This is a genomic window from Flavobacteriales bacterium, assembly GCA_025210295.1.
In the GTDB taxonomy this organism is placed as follows: domain Bacteria; phylum Bacteroidota; class Bacteroidia; order Flavobacteriales_D; family Parvicellaceae; genus S010-51.
The window spans coordinates 20,669-47,066 of record JAOASC010000043.1 but is presented as its reverse complement, the minus strand read 5'-3'; the positions used below and the strand labels follow the sequence as shown (position 1 = coordinate 47,066).

The window sequence follows — 26,398 nt, the reverse complement described above, 5'->3', positions numbered from 1 at the left end:
TTAATAAGCATATATCGTTTTAATTTTTAATACATCTAACACTAAATCCTCTTGATCTATAATGCATTCTTATTGTTGCACCATTACTAGAAATTTCTATTACCCTTGAATCACTATTGCTTACTGTACTAGACCAATAAAAGCCATTACTTCCTACAAGGTTTAGTGCCCCAGAACTATGCACTCGATAACCAGCTAAAGGTATGCGAAGAACAGATGCTATAGCCCCTGAAATATCATTACTACTCCAACTTAATCGTTCCGCTTCTAACTCTGCTTCTGTTGGCAGACGATAACCGCTAGGACAAGGATTATTAGCTCCATTAATACCTTGCCACAGCGCTGAATTTTGAGGGATTCTCCAATCATAAGGAGAATTCCCAGGAAAAGGACCTGTTGCTATAAAATTATTATGCCCTACAGTATTATTTGAAACAGTTGTACTCGTTGTTGTACTCGTTCTACACTGGTGCCCATCTGCAGCGCGTCCCCATTGATATAAATCACCATAAGCAGCAGCATCAGTAGTTGCTGTAGCCGCTTGGCTTGCGCCTAGATTACGATCCATCCAAGTCTTATTGGTTGTTGGGTTAACAACATCGATAACAGCAGTTGGCGTTCCAGAACAATGAACAGTTCCTGTTGGGTAAGTTGGCGATGGAGCACTCACACTAACCGAAAATACGCAAGTCTCCCCTCCTAAACTTACCGAAAAGTTTGCTGTTCCACTACTACTTGGTGTTCCACTTATGTTATAAGTTACATTTCCAATACCAGCGGCCAATACACCACTATTTAAAGTAGCTGTTAATCCCGTTACTCCTGAAGACAATACGGACTCTCCAGTATATGGCAGACCATTCCCCCCAGAATAACTAATTGTTGTATTAACTCCTGACGCCACTGTTCCAGCTATCAATGTTCCTGTGTGGGAGGCACTACTACAGTTTAGCATAGAAACACTCGGAGTCTCGTTTCCTTTTATACAACGGACACTATACCCATTGGCTCTATTAGCATCCATAACATTTGCACCAACAGCATTAACAGTCAAAAATCGAGAAAAAGTGCTATTAACAGTACTTGACCAATACCCTCCAAGATTCCCAATAAGGTTTCCATTCGAAAAATTACGTCCCCCCGCCTCTGGAAGCCTAATTGGAGATCCAAATGCTCCAGTGGTATTATTAGTATTCCAGCTTTGCCTTTCAGCCTCTAATTCCGCCTCTGTTGGTAAGCGATACCCATTCGGACATGGAGAATTTTCTCCATGTATACCTTGCCATACCCCTATATTTTGCGTTCCTAGCCAGTCGAAAGGAGTTGTTGAGCTAACAATAAAATTCCCATGTAAAGGCACATGATTTGACGCTATTGTACTTTCTATTGAACTTGTTCTACATTGATGCCCATCCGAAAAACGCCCCCATTGATACAAATCACCGAAAGAAGCAGTATCATTACTACTCGCTGCGGCTTGGATTGCTCCTAAATTACGATCCATCCATGTTTTATTCGTTATTGGGTTAAGCACATCCAATATAGCTGTTGGCCTCCCTGAACAATATACTGAACCTGAAGGATAATTATTATCAATCCCTTGCACTCCATAACTATTAATTAAAAGGTTAGCTAAAGCTTCTAACGAAAGTGCATGTATATTTCCTTGCGCATCTGCAATGGTCAACAAGGTATCAGTTAGGTGAGAATACTGTGGTAAATTTTCGACTCGTGTATGTCCATCATTTTGTATTAGAATTCCTACACTCCCTCCATTACCCACTAATTTTTTATTGGCGATATCTAAATTTTGAGTAGCTATATGACTCCCTAAATTATCGGCACTAGATGGAATCATTATATTTCCACCGCCATTAGACAAAGAAAGAACATTTCCTGAAAGACTTAACGCTTGTATTTCATTGGTTGAATCAGCATCTGCATCATTAATACGATCTATTAATGCTACACTATTCCCTCCACTTATACTTAATGTGTTGCCCGTTAAATTTAATGTTTGACTATCTGTACCTGTTCCATCTCGTAAGCTTGATAAGTTTACTGTTTTAGCCCCTCCACCATCAACAACACTTAAAGTTGTTCCATTTAAAGAAACACTAATATTATACTCATTACCTACATTTCCGTCAACCTCTGTAAATGTTGTCAGATAACCATTATTACTAGTATAGGCATCTACCTGCGCTTCCGACAACTGTGTATTATCATCAGTAAAACTTCCTCCTCCATGGCTAAGTGTAACCATACTCCCTGATTTTGAGATTGTTTGTAACTCATTACTTACAGAGCCATCTATCTCTGTAAATGTTGTCAGATAACCGTTATTACTTGTATAAGCATCTACCTGTGCTTCCGACAGCTGTGTATTATCATCAGTAAAACTTCCTCCTCCATGGCTGAGTGTAACCATACTTCCTGATTTTGAGATTGTTTGTAGCTCATTACTAACAGAGCCATCTATCTCTGTAAATGTTGTCAGGTAACCGTTATTACTTGTATAAGCATCTACCTGTGCTTCCGATAACTGTGTATTATCATCAATAAAACTTCCTCCTCCATGGCTGAGTGTAACCATACTTCCTGATTTTGAAATTGTTTGTAACTCATTACTTACATTATTATCTGCATCATCTACATTATCGACAATAGTGACACTATTTCCATTACTAATAGAAAGAGTATTCCCCAACAATGATAATGTTTGTGCATCCGTATTATCTAAATACGGGCTTAAATCGATAACATTAGGAGCATCATTATTCGTAATAGAGAGGTTATTCCCTGTTAAGTTTAAATCTTGGATTTCATTTTGAGGATCATTATCTGCACTATTTAAAGCACTCAAATCTACAAATACCCCATTTCCATTTTCATAAATTGTTAAAGTATTTCCAACAAAAGTTATGCTATCAACATCTGTATCAATTGAATCCCTGAGGTTATCTACAAAAATGGAACTACTCAATAAAGTATCAGCACGATGATACAACAAAGCGACTATACTATCCTTAAATGATTCATTAGAAAATAAAGTATCTGCATGGTTAACCACATTGTGTATTGAACTATCAATTAAAGGTTGTAAACTAATATTCGCTGCGGTTCCATTTTCAATATAAGCATTTAGAGTTACCCCTTCTAGGGTCAAACTATCCATATTTTGATTATCTGTACCAGTATTAATTTGATCATTTATTATGGCTATAAAATCGGTTGGGTTAATGTATTTAACAACTCCTGTTACTGAATTAATCATTAATAAAGAGGTGTCTCCAACAGAATATGTTTGCAAGCCATCTATACGCAATGGATCCTCTCCTAAGTTTACCGGTGAGACATGTAAGGAATGACTAGGATTAGCCTGATTGACCCCTACATTCTGAGCGACACCAATGTAGCTCCCTAATAAAACTACAATCAATAAATAAAAACTTTTAATTTGCTTATTTTTCATTTTACTTTTATTGCTTATTTTTTATAATTAACACGCTTAAGACACAATAATTACATGTTAATTACTTACATGTAAAATCCATAATAGTGTCCAAAGTAAAAGAAAATGATTTCAGGTTGTTAAGCTTTTTAGCCGAACAACTTATACACAAAAGTGAACAACACCACAACGCAATGAATGACGTCTTCACCAACTAAAAGACTGATAATTTTTATGAGTTAGTTCTTATAAAAACAACCTAAACACAAGAGAATACAATAGCGATCTTATTAATAAACGAGGCCTATATAGCCTCTATATTCTCTCTCATACTTTCAGCTTAAGGTCAATTTTTTCCAAAAAAAAAGTCTCATTGAACTTAATCAATGAGACTTTTTTTTAAAAGTGTTTATTACAATTATTTAACAACGTTAAATGACTTAGTCAATTTAGTGTTATCAGCATAAATTGTATAGTAGTAAGTTCCTGCACTTAAAGAAGAAACTTCCATTACTTCGTTATATAAACCAGCTTGAAGCGCTCCTTTTTCAATTCTGTTAACAATTTTTCCAGTAGCATCCATTACGTTAATTTTAACGTTATTGAAGCTTCTTTCTAAATTAAATGAAATAGTTGTCATTTCAACAGCTGGGTTAGGGAAAGCACTTAACTGAACTCCGTTAAAGAACTCATCATCGTCAATTCCAACGTTGTTATCTCCAATTACAGCGAAGATAGCAATGTTGTTATCTAAACCAGAAGTTGAAGCTGCTCTAGTTACGATCCAGTAGTATCCAGGCCCTCTTCTTACGAAGCTATATCCTTGTCCACTTCCGTCACCGTCAGAAACAATACCAATAGTATCACCTGAAGCAGCAAAAGAACTAGCGTCTACTTCAACAGCAAAATTTCCATTAACAGAAACTGGTGAAGAAAGTACTACAGAAGTAAGCACTAAAGAAGAAGCTGTATCAGCATCTGAAAGTAATAATGTTTCTGATGCTACAGGAGTATTGTTTGGTCCTTCTGCATCAGGAGTACCAGCAAAGTTATCAAGATCTTCGATAGCTCTGTTTTGAGACATTTCATAAAGGTTAATGTTCATGCTTCCAGAGTTAGAAACAGAATCTTTTGCTGCAAACCAAATTAAAATCTCTTTAATTTCAGCTGTAGAGTTATTAGCATTCTCGTATCCTTGAGCACAGCTATTTAATGAATCGTTGTTTGATCCATAAAAATATCCACCACCTTGGTATCCAATAATAACTGGTCCTCCAGCGTTCGCAAACTCAGGATAAAAATTACCTGTTGTGCTCCACCCAGCAGTATCAGTTTCTACTCCTTTTAAAAAGTTTTCATTTCTTTCAACATCTAAAGTTTTCACAGCTCCTGTTTCCATAGAAATATCCAACTGAGCAACTTGAGCAAAACTAGCTCCTACAATTGTTGACATTGCCAACAAAGAGTAAATTTTTTTCATAATTATTTATATTAAATTAAACATTCTTTAACAAAGAAACTATTTTTTTTTTGAATAGTTGTCCAAATACTCTTAAAAAAAGATGTTTTTTTGTTTTAATTTGCTACCTCAGACATGAATTTAATGCGCATCACCCTCAATTCCTCCTCTGAATAATCGCCATCAAATTCTTCATAGGCTTCTGCTATACTATCTGTTTCCGCATCTTCCATAAAATAGTCATAAATCTCTTCTTGCGCATCCTCTTCTATCATTTCATTGATACAATAATCTAAGTTAACTTTTGTACCGGAAGAGACGATTACCTCAATCTCATTTAACAACTCATCATAAGAAATCCCAATACCTTTAGCGATATCTTCTAATGGCAATTTTCGATCAATATTCATAATAATATTAACTTTTGCTCCACTTTTCTTTACTACAGACTTCACAATAAAATCTTGTGGTCGTTCAATATTATTATCTTTTACGTATTTTATTATTAAATCTAAAAATGGAGCTCCATATCTTTTGGCTTTACCTTGTCCAACTCCTTGAATTTGCATTAATTCTTCTTGAGTGATTGGATACTGGACAGTCATATCTTCTAATGATGGATCTTGAAAGACAACAAATGGAGGCACTCCTTTATCTTTAGCTATTTTTTTCCTCAAGTCTTTTAACATACCAAATAATGTATCGTCCAATACACTGCCTCCTTTCTGGCTAACAACAATGTCATCACCTAAATCATCTACAAAGTCTCGTTCTTTGATTAATTCAAAAGAGCTTGGAGCTGCTAAAAACGCTTTTCCTTTTTCTTTCAAAAACAATGTCCCATAGCTCTCAATTTCCTTTCCTACCAGCCCCTTTACAATTACTTGCCTTAAAACAGCATTCCAATGGGCTCCTCCCTCTTCTTTTCCTTTTCCAAAGAAAGGGTTATCCAAGTGTTTGTAGGTGGTCATTTCTGCATTCACCTTACCTGTGAGTAGGTTAACAAAATGCTTAACCTTATGTTTTCCATTAACGGATTCTATCGTCTTCAGTACTAACAACACATCTTCTTTACCTTCAAATTTTTCTTTTGGATACCTAGAGTTATCACACATATCAGCCCCTTCTCCATTTACGTCATCAAAGTCTTCTCCAAAATAATGCAGTAAAAACTTTCGACGGTTCATGCTTGTTTCTGCATAAGCAGCAACTTCCTGCAACAATTGACTTCCAACTTCCTGCTCAGCTACTGGTCTTCCATGTAAAAACTTCTCTAATTTTTCGATATCTTTATAACTATAAAAAGCTAGGCAATACCCTTCTCCTCCATCTCTTCCTGCTCTTCCTGTTTCTTGATAATAACTCTCTAATGACTTAGGAATATCATGATGAATTACAAACCTAACATCTGGTTTATCGATCCCCATTCCAAATGCTATTGTTGCAACAATAACCTCTACATCCTCCATTAAAAACATGTCTTGATGTTTCGCCCTAGTAGCAGCGTCTAAACCAGCATGGTATGGCAATGCATTAATGCCATTTACTTGTAATAACTCCGCTAATTCTTCTACTTTTTTTCTACTTAAGCAATAAATAACACCAGATTTCCCTTCCCGTTGTTTAATAAATTTAACGATTTCCTTTTCTACATTTTTTTTGGGTTTAATTTCGTAGTAAAGGTTTTTTCTATTAAATGATGCTTTAAAGACTTTAGCATCCAACATTCCTAAATTCTTTTGAATATCATGCTGAACCTTGGAAGTAGCAGTTGCTGTCAAAGCGATGATTGGAACTTTATCAATACTTTCTATAATCGGTCGTAAACGTCGGTATTCTGGTCTAAAATCATGTCCCCATTCCGAGATACAATGTGCTTCATCAATTGCAAAAAATGAAATTTTAACACTTTTTAAAAAATCTACATTTTCCTGTTTAGTCAGTGATTCAGGTGCTACATATAAGAGCTTAGTACGCCCCTCTATCACATCATTTTTGACTCTATTAGCCTCTGTTTTATTCAATGATGAATTTAAAAAATGAGCGACACTATCGTCGTCACTTACCTGACGTATAGAATCAACTTGATTTTTCATTAAAGCGATCAAAGGCGACACAACAATTGCTGTTCCCTCTGACATTAAAGCTGGCAGCTGGTAACACAGCGACTTACCTCCTCCAGTTGGCATAATCACGAACGTATGCTTTCCTTCTAACAATCCTTGAATTATTGATTCTTGCTCTCCTTTAAAGCTATCGAAACCAAAATATTTTTGCAGCCCTTCCCTAAGAGATAATCCTATTGCTTCCATTAGTTTTACAAACTTTTATTTTACAAATATTACGCATTAAAGCACAATAAATATACTGATAAATTTGGATGAAAAGTAAAAAGTTTAACAGAAGATTAAGTATTTTTATTTCAAATTCAGAAAAAATACTACTAAAGCTTTGCTCTATAAAGTAAAAGCGCAAAAAACTCGTTTCAGGCTAATCAAACGATTGCATTTCTGTCAATCTTTTGTATTTTCCATCTAACGCAACTAATTCCGTATGATTGCCTCTTTCTACAATTTTCCCATCCTGCATCACAACAATTTCATCAGCATGCTGAACAGTTGATAAACGATGAGCGATCACAATTGAGGTTCTATTTTTCATTAGATTATTTAAAGCTTCCTGAACTAATTTTTCGCTTTCAGTATCTAAAGCTGAAGTCGCTTCATCTAAAATCAATATAGACGGGTTTTTCAAAACTGCTCTTGCGATGCTAATCCTTTGGCGTTGACCTCCCGACAAACTACCTCCACCATCTCCAACATTTGTTTGATAGCCATCTTCTAGTTTTAAGATGAATTCGTGAGCATTTGCAATCTTTGCTGCTTTTACAATTTCTTCCTTGGTGACATTTTCTTGTCCAAAAGCAATGTTATTATAGACCGTATCATTAAATAAAATTGGAGCTTGAGTAACGACACCTAAATGACTTCTCAAATCTTTCAATTTTAACGCTTTAATGTTTACTCCATCTATCAAGATTTGCCCCTCGGTAACATCATAAAACCGAGGTAATAAATCCGCTAACGTAGATTTCCCTGCACCTGATTGGCCTACTAAAGCGACCATTTTTCCTTTTGGAATAGACAAGTTGATATTTGACAACACTTCTTCTTTTCCATATTTAAACGAAACCCCCTCATAAACGACTGCTTCTTCAAAAGCTTTGTAAGGCTGAGGTACAACTGGATCTGTAATAGTTATTTCAGCTTGAATAATTTCCTTTATTCTATCCATTGCTGATAGCCCCCTTTGTGCGTTTGAATACGCTGAAGTTATAGACTTAAATGGAGAAATTAGCTGAGACAAAAGTCCGATATAGGTAATAAACATTGAGCTTCTAATTTCTCCTTCAAAAACTAGACTTCCCCCATACAACAACACAACTGCGATTAAAGTAATTCCCAAGAACTCACTTACAGGAGATGCTAAATCACCTTTCCTGTACATTTTAATCATTATTTGATTGTAATCCTCATTGTATTTTTTAAACTTCTCTTTCGAACTTTCTTTAGCATTAAAAGCTTTTATAATTCTTAGTCCCCCTAGTGTTTCTTCTAAATGAGCGATTAAGCCTCCTAATTTCTCTTGACCTTTTGAAGCACTTCTTCTTAAACTTTTACCAATTACACCTATTAAAAAGCCTGAAAGAGGGAAAAACACGATTAGGAACAAAGTCAAAGATGGACTCATCCAAACAAGCGTAACAAAAAAAACGACAATATTAATTGGGTCTCTAAATACAGCTTCAAGAGATCTTAATACTGACCATTCTACCTCTTTTAAGTCATTAGTCATTCTAGAAATAATGTCCCCTTTTTTCTCATCAGAATAATAGGCTAATGGTAATTCTACAATTTGATCATAAATCGTATTCCTAAAGTCTCTAACGACACCATTTCTAATAACAGCAATATAATACAATGCAAAATAGGTGGATAAATTTTTTAATAAAATTGCGACAACAAGGAATACGCAAACCATCAACAACACTTTTTCTTGACCTACAAGTTGAATTTGCTCAGCTAATTGATAAAACAAATAATCTTTTAATGAGAAATCCAACGATGTAAAATTCAAACTTGGCGGATTTTCTAATATCTCTTTCAATTTATCTCCTTGGCTAAACAAAACTTCCGTTACAGGAATAAGCATCATCAAAGAAAATAAGGAGAAAAATGTAGCCAATAAGTTGAGGACTACATTTAATATCGCATAAAGCCTATACCCTTTAACCAAGGTTAATATTTTAAAAAACTCTTTCATTGTATTCAAACAAAGGTAATATAATATTATCTCTGGTTTTACTTTTTTTTTAATTGCCTACGATTCATTAACAAATTTTAGATTTTTAATCTCAATCATAAGCATTTAAAATTATTTATAGTCAATGAATTTTGTTACATTTGCAGGAATTTAATTACCAAATCTTACACCTAAAAAAAAGTCATGTCATTAAATTCATCAAAATTCATCGGAGAAGGTCTTACATACGATGATGTCCTATTAGTTCCTGCTTATTCTGAAGTGTTGCCAAGAGATGTCAATTTATCTTCTCAATTTACCAAAAACATTACACTTAACAGTCCTATTATTTCTGCTGCAATGGATACTGTTACAGAAAGTGCGCTTGCGATTTCAATTGCGCAACAAGGCGGTATAGGAGTTGTACATAAAAATATGCCTATAGCAGCTCAAGCCAATGAAGTTCGTAAAGTAAAACGTTCTGAAAGTGGGTTAATTCTTGATCCCATTACTGTTACTGAGGACAAAAGTGTAGGTGATGTTTTGAATTTAATGGCTGAAAATAAAATAGGAGGAATTCCTGTAGTTGATCAACAAAAAGAATTAGTTGGAATTATCACCAATAGAGATCTACGCTTTGTTAAAGACATCAAGAAAAAAGTTAGTGAAGTGATGACTAAAGCTCCTTTAATTACAGCTAAAGGAAAAGTTAACTTAGTAGATGCTGAGAAAATTTTACAACAACACAAGATTGAGAAGTTACCTGTTGTTAATGACGAGAATAAATTGATCGGATTAATCACATTTAGAGATATCATTAAAGTTAAAGAATATCCAAACGCTTGTAAAGATCAGTATGGTAGATTAAGAGTTGCTGCTGCAGTAGGAGTTACTTATGACACCATTGAACGAGTAGAAGCCTTGGCCAATGCTGGTGTAGACGCTGTTATTATTGATACCGCACATGGTCATACTAAAGGGGTGATTGAAGTGCTTAAAAAAGTTAAACAACAATTCCCTAACATCGATGTTGTTGTAGGAAACATTGCTACAGGAGCTGCTGCAAAAGCGCTTGCTGATGCAGGAGCTGACGCAGTAAAAGTAGGAATTGGACCAGGTTCGATTTGTACAACGAGAATTATTGCCGGAGTAGGTGTACCACAATTATCTGCTGTCATCAATGTGGCTGAAGGTCTAGCTGGTTATAATGTTCCTATTATTGCTGATGGGGGGATTCGTTTTACGGGAGATTTAGTTAAAGCTATCGCTGCTGGTGCTGATTCTATTATGATGGGATCCCTTTTTGCTGGTACTGAAGAGTCTCCAGGTGAAACGATTATTTTTGAGGGAAGAAAGTTTAAATCTTATCGTGGAATGGGATCATTAGAGGCGATGCAAAAAGGTTCTAAAGATCGATATTTTCAGGACATGGAAGATGACATTAAAAAGTTGGTTCCTGAAGGAATTTCTGGTAGAGTTCCTTACAAAGGGAACTTACAAGAAGTTATGCACCAATTAATTGGAGGACTTCGATCAGGGATGGGATATTGTGGTGCTGACACCATTGAAAAATTAAAACTGGCTCAATTTGTGCGAATCACCAACTCAGGGATAAAAGAAAGCCATCCTCATGATGTGACCATCACTAGAGAGGCTCCAAACTATAATATTAAATAATCATTTTTAGATATTCTAGTATTTAAATTTTAATTTCGCTACTCTTAAAATCAAATATTAAAACAATGAAACATTTCATTCATAGCATTATTGCGCTACTTTTTTCTTCGGCGATCTATAGTCAGGGAGCTACTGATCCTGTATTGCTAACCATTGATGGTAAAGCAGTTACTAAATCGGAGTTTGAACAGATTTTCTGGAAAAACAAAAAAGAAACTGTAACCAATAAAAAAGAACTGGATGATTATATGGTTCTCTTTAAAAAATTCAAATTAAAAGTTGCTGCTGCAGAAGACATTGGACTAGACACTACTAAAAAATTTAAGAGTGAATTAGCTGGTTATAGAGCACAGTTGGAAAGACCTTACTTGGTAGACACAACACTTAACGAAGCATTGCTCAAAGAAGCTTATCACAGAATTGAAAACGAGGTTAGAGCTAGTCATATCTTAATTGAAGTAAAAAAAGGGGCTTCTCCTAAAGACACACTTGCTGCTTATAATAGAATTTTAAATGTACGTTCTCAGATATTAGATAAAAAAATCAGTTTTGATGATGCTGCATTAAAATTTTCAACTGACCCTTCTGCCAAACACAACAAAGGTGACTTAGGCTTTTTTAGTGCTTTTAGAATGGTATACCCATTTGAGAATGCAGCTTTTAACACCTCATTAGGCACTGTTTCTATGCCTTTCAGAACTCAGTTTGGATATCACATTGTTCAACCTACTGAAGAAAGAAAAGGACGAGGTAAAATTAAAGTTGCTCACATTATGTTGAGAATTAAAGAAGATGCTTCTAATTCTGAAAGAGAGAACTTAAAAAAGAAAGCTGAAGAAATCTATCAGAAGATAAATGCAGGAGGTGATTATGCTAAACTAGCTCAAGAATTTTCTGAAGACAGAAACTCTGCCAGAAAAGGAGGAGAAATTGGGTGGATCAACACGGGGGAAACTTTTGCCGAATTTGACAATGCTGCTTTTGAGCTTAAAACAAACAATGCTATCTCTAAACCAGTAAAATCTCCTGTTGGCTGGCATATTATCAAAAGACTAGACTATAAGCCTGTTGGTTCTTACGAAGAAATGCGTTCTGAGCTAAAGCACAAAATTCAACGTGACGTACGCTCTCAAAAAACAAGAGAACAATTTATTGCTAACCTAAAAAAGGAATACGGTTTTATCGAGAACAAACTTGTTCTTGAAAGCTTTTACAAGACTTCAAAATCAGAACTAAATAACAAGACTAATGTTTTATTTTCATTTGCAAAACAAGCTTATACGCGTGAGGATTTTAACGCTTACTTAACTCAGAACAAAAGAAACAACAAAGACTTAAACAATGAAGAAATATTGGATATCTACAACAAATTTGTTGCGAATAAAATTGTTGAGTATGAAAAAACGCAACTTGAGCGTAAACACCCTGAATTCAGAGCATTATTAAAAGAATATAGAGATGGGATTTTACTTTTTGACATTACCGATCAAATGGTATGGAGCAAAGCGGTCAAAGACACTACTGGGTTAAAAGCGTTCTACGAAACAACACAAAACAATTATATGTGGCCAGATAGACTTCAAGGAGACCTTTTCTCTTCTAATAATAAGAAGACGATTAAAAAAGCCTACAAATTGGTAAAAAAAGGAAAACTTAAAAGCGATTCTATTGTCAACTTCTTAAACCAAGATTCTCAATTAAATATACAATTAGAAAGTGGTATATTTGAGCAAGCTCAACATCAGTACCTTAAAAATCAATCTTGGAAAAAAGGATTAAACAAGGTTCAAATGATTAATGGCAAATATGTTTTTTGTAATGTAAAAAATAGTCTCCCAAGCCAACCAAAAAAACTAGATGAAGCTAAAGGTTTAATTACAGCTGCCTATCAAGAACACCTAGAAAAAGAATGGTTAAAAACATTGGAAGCTAAACATAAAATCATTGTAGATGAAGCCGTTCTTTATGCTATAACTAAGAAGTAACGTGAATAAGCTCTTTATTTTATTTTTTATTGTTGTTACACTTGCTAGTTGTAATGATACTCAAGACCAAAACAGCTCTGCTAAAATAGCTAGTGTAGGGAGTGTTTCTCTTTATGAAGATGAACTTCTGAGAAAAATCCCTAAGGCGCTTAATTCTGCAGATAGTTTAAAGTTTATCGAGCAATTTATTCACAATTGGACTAAAGAGCAAGTTATTTTACAAAAGGCGGAAGAAGTCTTATCAGAAGAGAGCAAAAACGTGAAAGAACGACTTGAAAATTACAGGAGATCTCTTATCATTCATTCCTATGAGCAAGCCTACATTGAAAACCGTTTAGATACATTGATTGAGGAAACTGAAATAGAAGACTATTATCAAGAGCACATCAAAGATTTTACGTTAAAAGGATACATTATTAAAGGGTATTATGCCCAATTCCCTGATTCAATTGACCAATTAGAACTCAAAGAATGGTATCAATTAAAAAAGCCAGAAGACTACATTACGCTTCAAAGTTTTTCTCAAATTAATGCTGTTACATATCATTTGGACACTACTAACTGGATATACTTTGATAAGGTAATGGAAAAAATACCACTAGAAAACAACATTCACATTTCTTCGTTCATTAAACATAAAAAACAGATTTCATTCGAAGAAAATAAAACGACTTACTACTTGAATGTCATTGATTACAAACTTAAAGATGAGGCTTCACCTTTGGTCTTTGAAAAAGAAAAAATAAAAACAATTATCCTCAACCAAAGAACTCAAAAACTAAGACAGGAATTAAACGAAAACCTATATAAAGACGCGCTTAACAAGCAACAGATCATCATTTACAATAAAAAATAATTTGCCCCGTTTATCATACAACAAAACAATAGAATGAAACACATTTTAACGATATTATCCATAGTATTTTCTTTATCAATTGCTAACGCTCAAAAACTAATAGACAAGGTTGTTGCTATTGTTGGTGACAAAGCTGTTTTGTATTCAGAAATAGAGGGACAAAAAATACAAGCTAAACAACAAGGTTTAACATTGACTAAAGCTGATGAAGCCTTAATCTTAGAAGATTTAATGTTCCAAAAACTATTGTTACATCAAGCCGAGATAGACAGTATTGAAGTAAGTGAACAACAAGTATCAGCGGAATTGGATCAAAGAATTCAATACTTTGCGGCTCAAATTGGCGGAATTGCTGAATTAGAAAAGTTTTATGAAAAATCTATCGAAGAAATTAAAGACGAGTTTTTCGAACAAATAGAAAACCGATTGAAAACTCAGCAAATGGAACAAAAGATTACTGAAGATGTTAGTGTTTCTCCAAAAGAAATCAAAACATTTTTCAATAAAATACCATCAGACAGTGTTCCCGAAATCGGAAGTAAAATTGCCGTTTCTCAAATTGTAATTAGACCTGAAGTTACCTACGAAGAGAAGAAGAAAATAAAAACTAAACTGACTGAATTGCGCAATAAGATTATTGGCGGTGAACTTAACTTTGACATTGCTGCCGAATTTTATTCAGAGGACCCTGGATCAAAATCACAAGGAGGGTACTTTGGCTGGGTTACCAGAGGAACTTTTGTTCCTGAATTTGATGCTGTGGCTTTTAGAGTACCATTAAATGAAGTTTCTGAAATATTTGAAACGCAATATGGTTATCACATTACACTCATTGAAGAGCGTAGAGGAGAACAATTTAAAGGAAAACATATCTTGCTGAGCTTTAAAGTTGGAGATCTACAACTCTCTGAAACTAAACGTCAATTAATTGATATTAAAAAAGAGATTAATGAAAATAAGATTACTTGGGAGGCTGCTGTATTAAAACATAGTGATGATGACCAAACAAAAGGAAGTGAAGGAATCTTATACAATGAAGCTGCTGGTTCTATGCTTTGGGACATGAGAGAATTAGACCCTCAAATATTTGCAGGAATTAATCAGCTAAAAGTTAACGAAATTTCTGAACCTCAACTGATGCAAACTAGAGATGGAGCTGCTTATAGAATACTAAAACTAAATGAGCAAACGTCTCCACACAAAGCTAATTTAAAAGACGATTATCAACTGATACAAAGTTTTGCTTTACAAAACAAAAAGGCTAAAGCTATTGAGCAGTGGACCAACACAAAAATTAAAGATGTATACATCAAACTAGATGAAGACTATAAAGAAGGTTCGTACCAATACAACTGGCTGAACGAATAATGACACAAATAAGATAATCGCCAGACAACTTTTATCAAATTGAGTAGTTTTATTTGTAATTTTGTACATCTACCAAACGATAAAAAGATTATGCGCTTATTTTTACTTTTTTCACTTCTTATCTGCGGTTTTTTAATTGTAAATGGTCAAACCAACAACAAAATAAAACCCTACACTTTTCAAAACAAGCTATCAATTACTCCTACCCCCCTTCAACTTCCCTCCTTTGATCTTGATCGTGTAATTGAAGAAGAACATGCTAACCGAATCAACAAATCTGGTATGTATCGTTTTGGCTATGAACACCAAACAAACATAGACTTTAAAGAAGAAGCCACTTGGAACCTATTACCCAATGGCGATCAAATTGCTTTATTAAAATTGAAGAGCGATGGCGCTTTATCTATCAATATTATCTTCTCTAATTTTTACCTCCCTGATGGAGCATACCTACATGTATACAACACAGAGAAAACTACTCTTGTTGGAGCCTATACCTCATACAACAATAACAACAGCAATATTTTAGGTACTGAACTTATTAAAGGAGATGAGATGATTATTGAGTACTATCAACCTCAGAACACTTTAACGACTCCTCAACTATTGATTGGAACTGTTGTTCATGGCTTTGAAGATATCAACAACTGGTATGGACAACTAAAAGTCAATGAATCTGGAGGTTGCAACATGGATGTTATTTGTGCAGATGGGATTCCTTGGGAAAAGGAAATCCGTTCGGTAGCTAGAATAGTAAATGGCGGCGGTTTATGTTCTGGTTCTTTAGTCAACAATACTGCTCAGGATGGCACCCCTTATTTTCTTACTGCCAACCATTGTAATCCCCAGAGTATGGGAAGTGCCATTTTTAGATTTAATTATAACAGTCCAATATGTGGCAGTCAAATTACTGCTAACAGTCAAGATGCTGTAGACAACCATACCATTAACGGTTCTAGTTTAAAAGCAAGAAATGCAGGCTCTGATTTTGGATTGGTTGAATTAAATACAATCCCGCCTGACAACTATAACGTTTATTATGCTGGCTGGAATAACTCGGGTAATACTCCTACTCAGACAGTAGGTATTCACCACCCTAGAGGAGATGTAAAAAAGTTGGCATTTGATGAAGATGCTCCAGTATCTGGAACTTTTGGAACCTCTATTACCAATGGTGAATGGCGTATTTTACAATGGGAAAGAAATACAACTACTGAAGGTGGTTCTTCTGGTTCTGGATTATGGGATGAAAACCACTTAATTGTTGGCCAATTACACGGAGGTCAGGCCAATTGCGCTAATAGTGTCAATGATTATTACGGTAAATTTTCTGTTTCTTGGGATGGAACAAGCTCTACAACAAGACTAAAAGACTGGTTAGACCCTCAAAATTCAGGAGCCACTTCTCTCAATGGGTGGGATCCTAACGCTTCGGATAACGACGTTTATATGGTGGCTATTTTAACTCCTGAGACCACCAACTGTGGTAACGCTGTTACTCCTAAGATTTTGATCAAAAACAATGGAGAAGAAGCGCTTTCAACAATTACTTTTAATTATGGGACAAACGGTAACATATTATCCAGCTATAACTGGAGTGGAAACTTAGCTACCAACGACACCTTATCCATAACTTTACCAAGTACTGGTGTTATTCCACAAGGAGAAAACAGCATCACCATTATTTCTAATAACCCCAATGAAACTGAAGATGGAGACCATTCCAACGATACCTTAACAACTACTTTTACAAATAATCAAAACTGTTTAGCCTATCCTAACCCATTTAGGGATCAACTTACTATCAATTTTGAAAGTGATAAAATCAATGATTTACCTGTTGAAATATTCTTAACAGATGTACAGGGAAAACAATTGTGGAGCTCTACTCATGATGCTAATGCCAACAACGAGCTAACGATTAACACAAGCCAACTAGCAAAAGGAATCTACCTTTTAGAAATAAGATACGCTAAAGAAAGTACGCTACAAAAACTAATTAAGAATTAATTAGGTAATTAGCTAATGAGATGATGAGCTAATGAGATGATTAGATGATTAGATGATTAGATTGTAAATTGAACAAATTTAATCTTTTTACCTTCTTCCAACCACTTTTGCTCATAGAACGTTTTTATCTCCATTAAGTCAATTAGCTCTTGTGATGCTGTTAGCACAAGCTCTCCATAGACATCCCAAGAAGACAATAACTTTTGATAGCCATGCTCTTCTATTTGCTCCAGGGTTGACTCAAACAACAAATCACTGTCTGTTTTCATATTTACAACACCATCTGATTTCATTATTTTTCGATAACGATCTACAAACAATTTTGATGACAAACGTTTACGTGGCCTTTTAGGTTGCGGATCTGAAAATGTTAGCCAAATTTCTGAGACTTCATTTTCTGCAAATAAATATTCAATAAAATCCACTTTTGATCGAACAAAACCTACATTCGGCATTTGATCTTCTACTCCAGTCTTAGCACCACGCCAAATACGTGAACCTTTAATGTCTATCCCAATGAAATTCTTTTCAGGATACCTTTGCGCCATTCCTACAGTATACTCTCCTCTACCACACCCCAACTCAACAACAATTGGATGATCATTTTTAAAAAAGTCTGCATGCCATTTCCCTTTCATGCTAAAGCCCTCTTTCACCTCTTCCATTGATGGCTGAAAAACATTATCAAAATGCTCCATTTCTGCAAAACGCTTTAATTTATCCTTTCCCATTGTCTTTTTTTTTGCAAGTATAAAAAGAAGTTTTTTAATTCTTGTAAATTTATATTCTCATAATGAGAAGTTATTTAAGGTAAATAAAAAAAAGCAGGTTACCTTTTTCTTTTTATAACATTAAAAGGGAAAAGAAAGGTAGAATGACAGACCAAGAAATTATAAGACAAATTAGAAAAGGGAATAGAAACATCCCCTTAAAAAGACTTTATAAGGAATTCCCTAAAATAAAAAAACTCATTATTTCTAGTGGCGGAAACGCAGACATAGCCCAAGAAATATTTAATGATAGCCTAATTATCCTACTGGAAAAAATTGATACTGAAGACTTTGTTTTAACATCAAAATTAACAACCTACTTATATGGTATCAATCGTTTTTTATGGAAAAACGAACTACGTAAGCAAAACAAAAAAAAGGAATTGGAATGGCGAGACACATTGATACTAAACCATGAAGACTTAAACTATGATGAAGAAAAAGAAGAAAAAATTCAACTTTTAGAAAAATTATTAAACCAAATCACAGAAAAATGTAAGGCTATTATTCAATTGTTCTATTTCGAAAAATTATCAATGAAACAGATTGCAGAACGACTTAACTACTCAAGTGTCAACTCTGCTAAAACACAAAAATATAAGTGTTTAGAAAATGTAAGTAAACAAGCTAAAACTACTCACCTTTAAATCTGACTTCAAATGAGAAAAGAACTAGAAAATATAGAACAAATTGAGTTGTATTTAACACATCAATTAGATCAAGACTCACGTCATGCTTTTGAAAACCAACTTCATCAAAATCCAATTTTGGCTGAACAAGTTGAAGCACATCAAATGCTCCTCAAAGCGATTCGACGAGCGCAATTTAGAAAAGAAGTTTTAGCAGTTTCCCAAGCCACTAACTTTTGGAATATTTGGACGCAATTAGGGTTAGGAATCCTCATTTTAACCTTTGTTTCTGTGGGTTTTACATTCTTAATGAAGAACCAACATCATTACAATGCTAAACAACTGACCAACATAGAAACTAGGGAAACTATTGCTACTTTTAATGACAGTTCAAATGTTCAACAAACAGAAATAGCTGAATCAAAAGATACGATCTCTCAAAAAAGTTATAGCGCTAAAAAAACAATTAGCAAGAATATTCCAACTCATGATAACTTCCAAATTGGAGGGGTTAAAACATTTGTTGAGCCAACTATCCAACACTTTGTTGTTGATCCTCAAAAGGGTGAAACAATCGAAGGACAACAAGGCACCTTAATCATTATTCCTCCTAATGCTTTTGTTGACAGTAATAATAATTTGGCTACTTCAGCAATAGACTTTGAATTAGTGGAAGCCCTTACATTAAAAGATATGATTTTGTATAATTTAACCACTACTTCTAATGGAAAGCAATTAGAAACTGGAGGGATGTTTTATATAAATGCCTCTAACAATGGAACTCCAGTAAAACTAAATCCTAATGCTCCAATTTATACTGAAATTCCAACTCAAAGTATAAAAAAAGGTATGCTTGCTTTTGACAGTGAAATCGATATTAATGGTAATATTAATTGGGTCACACCTAAACCTTTAAAGAAATACCTTACAAAAGTAGATTTAAACCTTTTAGACTTCCTACCCAAAGGATTCGCCAACGGTGTAGCGGAAAACTTACCTTTTAAAAACTACAACAAAGCTACCCCAAAACTTATAGACAGTTTGTATTACAGTTTAGATGACATTTCTGAAGCAAACACTGAAAGCACAACATTTATACCTCAGGAATCTAGCAATAGAAAAAGAAATGGTCTAGGGGTAAGATGGGGAGCTGAACGAACAATTGATTTTAAAAATAAAAATGCCTCCAGCATCAATGGTACAATAATCGATGAAAGTGGTAAACCTATGCCATTCGTAAACATTACCCTCAGAAAAGATAACATTGTACGATATGGAACCAATAGTGATTTTGATGGCAACTATACATTTGATAATATTTCGCCAGGTAACTATATACTAGAAATTAGTTTTGTTGGCTACCAAACATCCCAACAAGCATTAGCCATAACCGATCAAAATATTACTGTTCCAACCATTACCCTTTTCGAAGGTATTATACCTGAAAATCAATCAACTTCTTTTGGAAAAAGAAAAAGCAAGATCAAAACAATTAAAGGAAAAAAGAAAAGCTACAAAAAATGTGGAATTCGTCCACTATCTATAAAGACAATAAAAAGCTCCGAATTTGAACATACATACATTGCAACCAAAGAAATGGAAGAACGTATTTTTTATTTGCACCAACTCAATAACGGCGATAGTCTATTGGGAATATACATTGATAACTTAGGTAACAATTTATACCTCGCAGACTCTATTGTTGCGAACTCATTAACCGGAAGCATGAAAAAACAATTCCTTGAGTTCTATAACCAAAAACTAACTAACATAAAAGATGCTAATAACATTTACCAACAGCAACTATCTAATTTTTACAATAAAAAGAAAAAACAGTATTCTAACGAGTTAAACCAGCTGAAGCAGGCTTTGGACCAAAAAACAACAGCGGAACTTAAACAGCTAAAAAACTTAATCGAAAACAATAGAAAAGCTTATCAAAAAACTATACTTACGGCCTCAAAACCTAATAAGCTTTCTAACTTCCCTATAAAGCAAACACCTCAACGTTCGGTTGTTACTACTCCATCTTATGCCGCTCAATGGACTTCTTTAGGATGGAAAAATATAGACAAGTATACGCATCTTCTAGCTAATGGCTCTGAAACAGTTCAAATTGAAACCAACCAACATGATGGTTTTAGTAGAATATTTCAGTACTTGAACACGATAAAAACCATAACACCATTACTAAACAGCAACAATATAGCACAGGCTAAATTCCCTAAAAGAAGCACTGTTGAAGCTAAAAAAATGAGCAATACCTATACTTTTAGCCTTACTAAACGAAACAAAAAATTGTATTGGGGTATAACACATTATAATCCATATACTGATACAACTATTCATATTGAAGAAAAAGAAACTCCACTTACAAAGATAAAAGACGAGCTATCTTTAGTTGGTTCTGAAGGGCTATACGCACTCAACTACTTTGAAGATCAATTGAAACGAACCATTAAACAGAAGAATAAACAACTTAACAATCGTAAACGGTTACTTGAAGAAAAACATAAACGTGAAGAATTATTCAAAAAATACCAAGCGCAACAAAACGAATTAAATTTAGAAATTGAGAGAAGAAACCGAAAAGAACTTGAGCAAAAAAGATTTACAGACACGCTCAGAAGTATTGCTTTTCCATGCTTTGAAAATGAACAGAACAAAACAGAAAACCTCAACATCTCTGCTCCAAACATATTTACACCTGATGGTGATGGTATAAATGATAACTTCATAGTCAATACTAAAGCTAACATCAAATCTTATAAAATGACCATTACCAATAAAAAAGGGAAACTACTTTATACTACAACATCCATGAACAAGCCATGGAATGGAATTCAACCCAACTCAAGAAAAAGTTATCCTAATGATATTTACTTATGGAATGTTCAAATTATTGACAATAATGACAAAGAAGCTTTGTTTAATGGTGTTGTTCAATTAGTCAATAACCAACAATAATCCTTTCCTTTATTGCTTGACTATAAAGTTCTAAAACAGCTCAAAATATAGTCATGTTGTTAACCTTGTATTGAACCAGGCGAACAAATCAAAACTATTTATACCATTCCAATACGTTTTAAACTTCCTAAATAAACCCTATTCTTAAGAAAAAAATAACACCTCCATTTCTTTTTATCGACTATATTCGCAGCAAACTTATATAATTTAAACAATGAAAAAAGCAATGATTGCAGCTACAGTTGTAGCATTTACAGCATTCACGTCTTGTGGTGGAGCTGAAGAAAAAAGTGAAGATAAAACTCATGCAACAGAAGAAACTGTTGATGCTGCTAACTTATATGACGAGACCTTAAAGATGGAAGAAGCGATTGACGAGTTGAACTTGGAGATAGAAGAGTTAAACGAAGTTGAAATCGAGTTAGATGAATTAGAAAGTGAGTTAGATAACATTTAAGAAATTAGAACAATGAAAAAAGTATATATCGCAATATTTTCGTTAACTATCGCAGGAACTAGTGTTGCTCAGGTTGGCGGAAAATTAAAACAAGCTCACCAAGACAAGAAAGAGCTTAAAGAGGGAATTAAAAAGCAAAAAGAAGAGCTTAGAGAAGAGTCTGGGAAATTATCCAAAGAACAAAGAGAAGAACTAAAAGCAGAGAGAGAAGCTCACAAAGCAGAAATGCAAGGGAAACGTGAGGAAATGAAAGCAGAGATGGAGAACATGACTGAGGAAGAAAAAGCTGCTTTTAAAGAAAAAATGAAAGCTGAACAGCAAGCTCATAGAGATGAAATGATCGAGAAGAGAGGGGCTATGAAAGGAATGACAGCTGAAGAAATTGAAGCAAAAAAAGCTGAAATTCATGCTAGAAAAGCAGAAATGGATGCTAAGAAAGCTGAGTTAAAAGAAAAATATGGTGAAGATGAGGCCGCTTACAAAGCCGAAATGGAAAAAATAAAAGCGGAACGTAAAGCTGAAATGGAAGCTAAAAGAGCTGAACGTAAAGCTGCTTTTAAGGAAGAGCATAAAGCTGAATTAGACGCCATTAAAGCTGACAAAGAAAAGTTAGCTGCTAAAAAAGCGGAAATAGAAACGTTAAAAGCGGAAAAAGAAGCAGCTAAAGCGGCTAAAAATGCAGCTTTAAAAGCTAAAGCAGCAACGTTAACTACAAAAATAGCCAATGCTGAAACTAAGTTAGCGGCAGCCAAAGCAGACGGTTCGCTTTCTGCTGAGGAAATCGCCAACAAGACTGCTGTAATTACTAAAGCTAAAGAAAGATTAGCTACACTTGAAAGCAGAATAAAATAAGCGTAATTAATAAAAATAGAAAAGCCACTTATGAAATTCATAAGTGGCTTTTTTTATGCTTAATGCATCGCTATTATCTACTTAAATATAGGTTTCTTTCAGAGTGAACTTTTCTGAAGTAAGGATCGCGTAAATCTTTGATAAAACGAATAGCTTCACCAGTAGATTTCATCTCAGGCCCTAATTCCTTATTTACATTTGGAAATTTCTCAAACGAAAATACAGGAATCTTCATTGCATACCCTTCTTTTACGGGATTAAACTCAAAGTCTGCTACTTTCTTCTCTCCTAGCATGACTTTGGTTGCATAGTTTACGTAAGGCTCTTGATAGGCCTTAGCAATAAATGGAACCGTACGCGACGCTCTAGGGTTAGCTTCAATGATGTAAACAATATCGTCTTTTATTGCAAACTGGATATTAATTAACCCTACTGTTTTTAAAGCTACAGCTATTTTCTTCGTATGCTCCTCTATTTGAGAAATGATTAAGTCACCTAAATTATACGGAGGCAACATTGCGTATGAATCTCCAGAGTGTATTCCTGCAGGCTCAATGTGTTGCATAATTCCTAAAATATGTACATTTTCACCATCACAAATTGCATCAGCTTCAGCTTCGATGGCACCTCCTAGGAAATGATCCAATAGAATTTGATTCTCTGGCATATCTCTTAGGATGTCTACTACGTGGTGCTCTAAGTCTTCTTCATTGATGACAATTTTCATCTTTTGACCTCCCAAAACATAAGATGGACGAACCAACAATGGGAACCCTAAATCTTTAGATAATTCCAACGCCTGCTCTGCACTTTCTACTACTCCAAATTTTGGATAAGGGATATCTAAGTCTTTTAGCAAATTAGAAAAACGACCTCTATCTTCTGCTAAATCAAGTGCATCATAACTTGTTCCTAAGATTTTAATTCCATAACGCTCCAGTTTTTCAGCTAATTTTAGAGCTGTTTGCCCACCTAATTGAACGATTACACCTTCTGGTTTTTCGTGTAAAATAATATCGTAAATATGCTCCCAGAAGACTGGCTCAAAATACAATTTATCAGCAGTATCAAAATCAGTAGAAACCGTTTCAGGGTTACAGTTAATCATTATCGTTTCGTAACCACATTCTTTGGCTGCCAGAACTCCATGAACACAACAGTAATCAAACTCAATACCTTGTCCAATTCTATTTGGTCCAGAACCTAACACAACGATTTTCTTTTTATCAGTTACTACAGATTCATTTTCATATTCAAAAGTAGAATAGTAATATGGTGTTTCAGCAGGGAACTCAGCGGCACATGTATCTACTAATTTATAGACTCTATTAATCCCTAATTCGTGACGTTTATTGAACACCTCACTTTCTAAACATCTTAATAAATGAGCTACTTGTCTATCGGCATATCCTTTTTGCTTAGCCTCAAATAATAGCTCTTTAGGAATATCACTAACTCTATATTGTTCTATTTTACGTTCAAGGTGAATTAAATCTTCAATTTGACGTAAAAACCAAGAATCAATTCTTGTTTTTTCTCTAATCGTTTTAAATGGAATTCCTAGTTTAATAGCATCATAAATATGGAATAAACGATTCCAACTTGGATGAGCTAAGCTTTCTAAAATTTCATTCTGGTTGGTAATCTCTTTTCCATCAGCTCCTAACCCATTTCTACCAATTTCTAACGATTGACAAGCTTTTTGTAATGCTTCTTGGAATGAACGACCAATTCCCATTACTTCTCCTACGGATTTCATTTGTAACCCCAGCTTACGGTCAGATCCCTTGAACTTATCAAAGTTCCAACGTGGAATCTTCACAATAACGTAATCTAACGTTGGTTCAAAATATGCTGAAGTTGTTTTGGTAATTTGATTTTTTAGCTCATCTAAATGATAACCTATAGCTAATTTTGCAGCAATTTTGGCAATTGGATATCCAGTTGCTTTAGAAGCTAAAGCTGATGAACGAGAAACCCTTGGGTTAATCTCAATTGCGATAATGTCTTCATTTTCATCATCACTCACTGCGAATTGTACATTACATCCTCCTGCAAAATCACCAATAGATCGCATCATATGAATAGCCATATCACGCATTTTCTGATAGGTTGTATCACTCAACGTCATGGCAGGAGCTACTGTAATTGAGTCTCCAGTATGAATTCCCATTGGATCCATATTTTCAATCGAACAGATAATCACAACATTATCATTACTATCTCTCAATAACTCTAACTCATATTCTTTCCAACCTAAAACGGCTTTATCGATCATTACCTCATGAATTGGCGAAGCATGTAACCCTCTGGTCAATAACTTTTCGTAATCCTCTTCATGGTGAACAAATGCAGCACCACTTCCTCCTAATGTAAATGAGGGTCTAATACAAAGTGGAAATCCAAACTCCTGAGCGACCTCTTTTCCTTCTAAAAACGATTTTACGGTAGTTTGAGGGGCCATAGGAATGCCAATTTCAGACATCAAGTTTCTAAACTTCTCTCGATCTTCTGTGATTTCAATGGCGTCGATATCTACACCAATAATATCTACATCAAACTCTTCCCAAATCCCCATCTCTTGACAAGTGATACAAAGATTTAAAGCAGTTTGACCTCCTACTGTCGGCAAAACAGAATCGATGTGAGGATGTGCTTCTAAAATTTTGATGATTGATTCAGGCTCAAGTGGCTCTAAATAGACATTATCTGCTACAACTTTGTCGGTCATAATTGTAGCTGGATTAGAGTTAATCAATGTAACTTCTATTCCTTCTTCTCTTAGTGATCTAGCTGCTTGAGAACCAGAGTAATCGAATTCGCAAGCTTGACCAATTACAATAGGACCACTTCCTATTATTAACACGGATTTAATTGAAGTATTCCTAGGCATATTCTAAGGCTATTTTAAGTTTGTGCAAAAATAGAATTATTTCTTTTTTTGAACCTAAAATTTCAATTAAAAAAAATGATTTGTTAGCAAGATGTAGACTTTGTTTATAGTTGACTATTGTTATGAATATAAAAAGGAAATCCCCCTCCCAATTCCAAACAACATTATTCTTCCATTAACCTTCTGTAAAAATCTCTATCACCCTCAAAACCATTGCATTCTATCATGTTGTAATTAACAAGCTTACGTTCCTCAGGTGTTTCTAAACTCCCTTTATAGATTTCTGCCCATTCCTTTACGCACGAAGTTTTTTCTTTTGGATCTAACTGAGCACATTTACAATAACTCTCTGAAACCTCTTGAGGGGAATAATTTTGACGACAACTAAACAAGAAAATACATCCAATAGCTAAAAAGCCTATTCCTTTCATGTTTATTTTTCCTCCTCTTTCTTTCTATCCTCTTCAATACAGCTAAATAACAACTCTGCCATTTCTTCTTCAGAGGTTGTCATTTCTTTAAATGTACTATACTTATCTACAGCTTTTTCCAACGCACAGTCACAATAAGCATCATTTAATTTGGTCTTTTGACAATGCTCAATAAAGTTATCTCTATCTTGTTTACTCCAAGAACCGCAAGAGTTAAACAGTACCATTAGACCTAAAATTAAAAATAACTGATAACGCATAATACTTTTGATTTGTTTGCTAAGTTAA

17 protein-coding genes are annotated in these 26,398 nt (G+C 34.5%); 9 read left to right on the top strand and 8 right to left on the bottom strand.

Going from position 1 to position 26,398, the window contains the following annotated elements:
- Positions 1–19: 19 nt before the first annotated feature.
- From N4A35_12795 to N4A35_12780, 4 genes are all read right to left on the bottom strand, one after another.
- Positions 20–3,475 carry a hypothetical protein gene (locus N4A35_12795; GenBank protein MCT4582283.1) on the bottom strand — a complete coding sequence of 1,152 codons (3,456 nt, stop codon included), beginning with the start codon at positions 3,473–3,475 and terminating at the stop codon, positions 20–22.
- 397 nt (positions 3,476–3,872) lie between these two features.
- Complete coding sequence (locus tag N4A35_12790; GenBank protein ID MCT4582282.1) at positions 3,873–4,934, bottom strand: T9SS type A sorting domain-containing protein; 1,062 nt, start codon at positions 4,932–4,934, stop codon at positions 3,873–3,875.
- Between the two features lie 95 nt (positions 4,935–5,029).
- The gene (gene recQ / locus N4A35_12785) at positions 5,030–7,225 is read right to left on the bottom strand and encodes a DNA helicase RecQ (protein ID MCT4582281.1); all 2,196 of its coding nucleotides are present in this window, start codon (positions 7,223–7,225) and stop codon (positions 5,030–5,032) included.
- Between the two features lie 178 nt (positions 7,226–7,403).
- Positions 7,404–9,236, bottom strand: a complete 1,833-nt coding sequence (locus N4A35_12780) for an ABC transporter ATP-binding protein/permease (protein MCT4582280.1) — start codon at positions 9,234–9,236, stop codon at positions 7,404–7,406.
- Positions 9,237–9,419: 183 nt separating this feature from the next.
- Here N4A35_12780 and guaB point away from each other — a divergent pair, with 183 nt between their 5' ends.
- From guaB to N4A35_12755, 5 genes are all read left to right on the top strand, one after another.
- Positions 9,420–10,892, top strand: coding sequence for an IMP dehydrogenase (gene guaB / locus N4A35_12775; protein MCT4582279.1), 1,473 nt, complete (start codon positions 9,420–9,422; stop codon positions 10,890–10,892).
- 65 nt (positions 10,893–10,957) lie between these two features.
- On the top strand, positions 10,958–12,877 hold the full coding sequence (locus tag N4A35_12770) for a peptidylprolyl isomerase (protein MCT4582278.1): 1,920 nt from the start codon (positions 10,958–10,960) through the stop codon (positions 12,875–12,877).
- A gap of 1 nt (position 12,878) precedes the next feature.
- Entirely contained in the window at positions 12,879–13,733 is an 855-nt protein-coding gene (locus N4A35_12765) for a hypothetical protein (protein ID MCT4582277.1), read from the top strand.
- Between the two features lie 33 nt (positions 13,734–13,766).
- The gene (locus N4A35_12760) at positions 13,767–15,101 is read left to right on the top strand and encodes a peptidylprolyl isomerase (protein MCT4582276.1); all 1,335 of its coding nucleotides are present in this window, start codon (positions 13,767–13,769) and stop codon (positions 15,099–15,101) included.
- 90 nt (positions 15,102–15,191) lie between these two features.
- Entirely contained in the window at positions 15,192–17,111 is a 1,920-nt protein-coding gene (locus tag N4A35_12755) for a T9SS type A sorting domain-containing protein (protein ID MCT4582275.1), read from the top strand.
- Between the two features lie 56 nt (positions 17,112–17,167).
- On the opposite strand, the gene trmB is transcribed toward N4A35_12755, so the two are convergent.
- The gene (gene trmB / locus N4A35_12750) at positions 17,168–17,842 is read right to left on the bottom strand and encodes a tRNA (guanosine(46)-N7)-methyltransferase TrmB (GenBank protein MCT4582274.1); all 675 of its coding nucleotides are present in this window, start codon (positions 17,840–17,842) and stop codon (positions 17,168–17,170) included.
- A gap of 143 nt (positions 17,843–17,985) precedes the next feature.
- Here trmB and N4A35_12745 point away from each other — a divergent pair, with 143 nt between their 5' ends.
- The 4 genes from N4A35_12745 (at position 17,986) to N4A35_12730 (ending at position 22,786) form a co-directional block, all read left to right on the top strand.
- Positions 17,986–18,528 (top strand): sigma-70 family RNA polymerase sigma factor, encoded by a 543-nt coding sequence (locus tag N4A35_12745; GenBank protein ID MCT4582273.1) that lies wholly within the window; start codon positions 17,986–17,988, stop codon positions 18,526–18,528.
- Between the two features lie 12 nt (positions 18,529–18,540).
- The gene (locus N4A35_12740) at positions 18,541–21,477 is read left to right on the top strand and encodes a carboxypeptidase regulatory-like domain-containing protein (GenBank protein MCT4582272.1); all 2,937 of its coding nucleotides are present in this window, start codon (positions 18,541–18,543) and stop codon (positions 21,475–21,477) included.
- Between the two features lie 214 nt (positions 21,478–21,691).
- On the top strand, positions 21,692–21,934 hold the full coding sequence (locus tag N4A35_12735; protein MCT4582271.1) for a hypothetical protein: 243 nt from the start codon (positions 21,692–21,694) through the stop codon (positions 21,932–21,934).
- Positions 21,935–21,946: 12 nt separating this feature from the next.
- A complete protein-coding gene (locus N4A35_12730) occupies positions 21,947–22,786 on the top strand; it encodes a hypothetical protein (protein MCT4582270.1) in 840 nt (279 codons plus the stop codon).
- A 73-nt stretch (positions 22,787–22,859) separates the two neighbouring features.
- Here N4A35_12730 and carB read toward each other — a convergent pair whose 3' ends face one another.
- The 3 genes from carB to N4A35_12715 form a co-directional block, all read right to left on the bottom strand.
- Positions 22,860–25,679, bottom strand: coding sequence for a carbamoyl-phosphate synthase large subunit (carB, locus tag N4A35_12725; protein MCT4582269.1), 2,820 nt, complete (start codon positions 25,677–25,679; stop codon positions 22,860–22,862).
- Between the two features lie 164 nt (positions 25,680–25,843).
- Positions 25,844–26,110: a hypothetical protein gene (locus tag N4A35_12720; protein MCT4582268.1), complete on the bottom strand. Its 267-nt coding sequence runs from the start codon at positions 26,108–26,110 to the stop codon at positions 25,844–25,846.
- 2 nt (positions 26,111–26,112) lie between these two features.
- Positions 26,113–26,370 carry a hypothetical protein gene (locus N4A35_12715; protein ID MCT4582267.1) on the bottom strand — a complete coding sequence of 86 codons (258 nt, stop codon included), beginning with the start codon at positions 26,368–26,370 and terminating at the stop codon, positions 26,113–26,115.
- Between the last annotated feature and the right edge of the window lie 28 nt (positions 26,371–26,398).

What these genes read in the sequence shown, in the direction of transcription:
- N4A35_12745 (MCT4582273.1), top strand. Translation starts at nt 17,986, where the DNA reads ATGACAGACCAAGAAATTATAAGACAAATTAGAAAAGGGAATAGAAAC.
- N4A35_12795 (MCT4582283.1), bottom strand. Translation starts at nt 3,475, where the DNA reads ATGAAAAATAAGCAAATTAAAAGTTTTTATTTATTGATTGTAGTTTTA.
- N4A35_12735 (MCT4582271.1), top strand. Translation starts at nt 21,692, where the DNA reads ATGAAAAAAGCAATGATTGCAGCTACAGTTGTAGCATTTACAGCATTC.
- recQ (MCT4582281.1), bottom strand. Translation starts at nt 7,225, where the DNA reads ATGGAAGCAATAGGATTATCTCTTAGGGAAGGGCTGCAAAAATATTTT.
- N4A35_12730 (MCT4582270.1), top strand. Translation starts at nt 21,947, where the DNA reads ATGAAAAAAGTATATATCGCAATATTTTCGTTAACTATCGCAGGAACT.
- N4A35_12770 (MCT4582278.1), top strand. Translation starts at nt 10,958, where the DNA reads ATGAAACATTTCATTCATAGCATTATTGCGCTACTTTTTTCTTCGGCG.
- guaB (MCT4582279.1), top strand. Translation starts at nt 9,420, where the DNA reads ATGTCATTAAATTCATCAAAATTCATCGGAGAAGGTCTTACATACGAT.
- N4A35_12720 (MCT4582268.1), bottom strand. Translation starts at nt 26,110, where the DNA reads ATGAAAGGAATAGGCTTTTTAGCTATTGGATGTATTTTCTTGTTTAGT.
- N4A35_12740 (MCT4582272.1), top strand. Translation starts at nt 18,541, where the DNA reads ATGAGAAAAGAACTAGAAAATATAGAACAAATTGAGTTGTATTTAACA.
- N4A35_12755 (MCT4582275.1), top strand. Translation starts at nt 15,192, where the DNA reads ATGCGCTTATTTTTACTTTTTTCACTTCTTATCTGCGGTTTTTTAATT.
- carB (MCT4582269.1), bottom strand. Translation starts at nt 25,679, where the DNA reads ATGCCTAGGAATACTTCAATTAAATCCGTGTTAATAATAGGAAGTGGT.
- N4A35_12790 (MCT4582282.1), bottom strand. Translation starts at nt 4,934, where the DNA reads ATGAAAAAAATTTACTCTTTGTTGGCAATGTCAACAATTGTAGGAGCT.
- N4A35_12780 (MCT4582280.1), bottom strand. Translation starts at nt 9,236, where the DNA reads ATGAAAGAGTTTTTTAAAATATTAACCTTGGTTAAAGGGTATAGGCTT.
- N4A35_12715 (MCT4582267.1), bottom strand. Translation starts at nt 26,370, where the DNA reads ATGCGTTATCAGTTATTTTTAATTTTAGGTCTAATGGTACTGTTTAAC.
- N4A35_12760 (MCT4582276.1), top strand. Translation starts at nt 13,767, where the DNA reads ATGAAACACATTTTAACGATATTATCCATAGTATTTTCTTTATCAATT.
- trmB (MCT4582274.1), bottom strand. Translation starts at nt 17,842, where the DNA reads ATGGGAAAGGATAAATTAAAGCGTTTTGCAGAAATGGAGCATTTTGAT.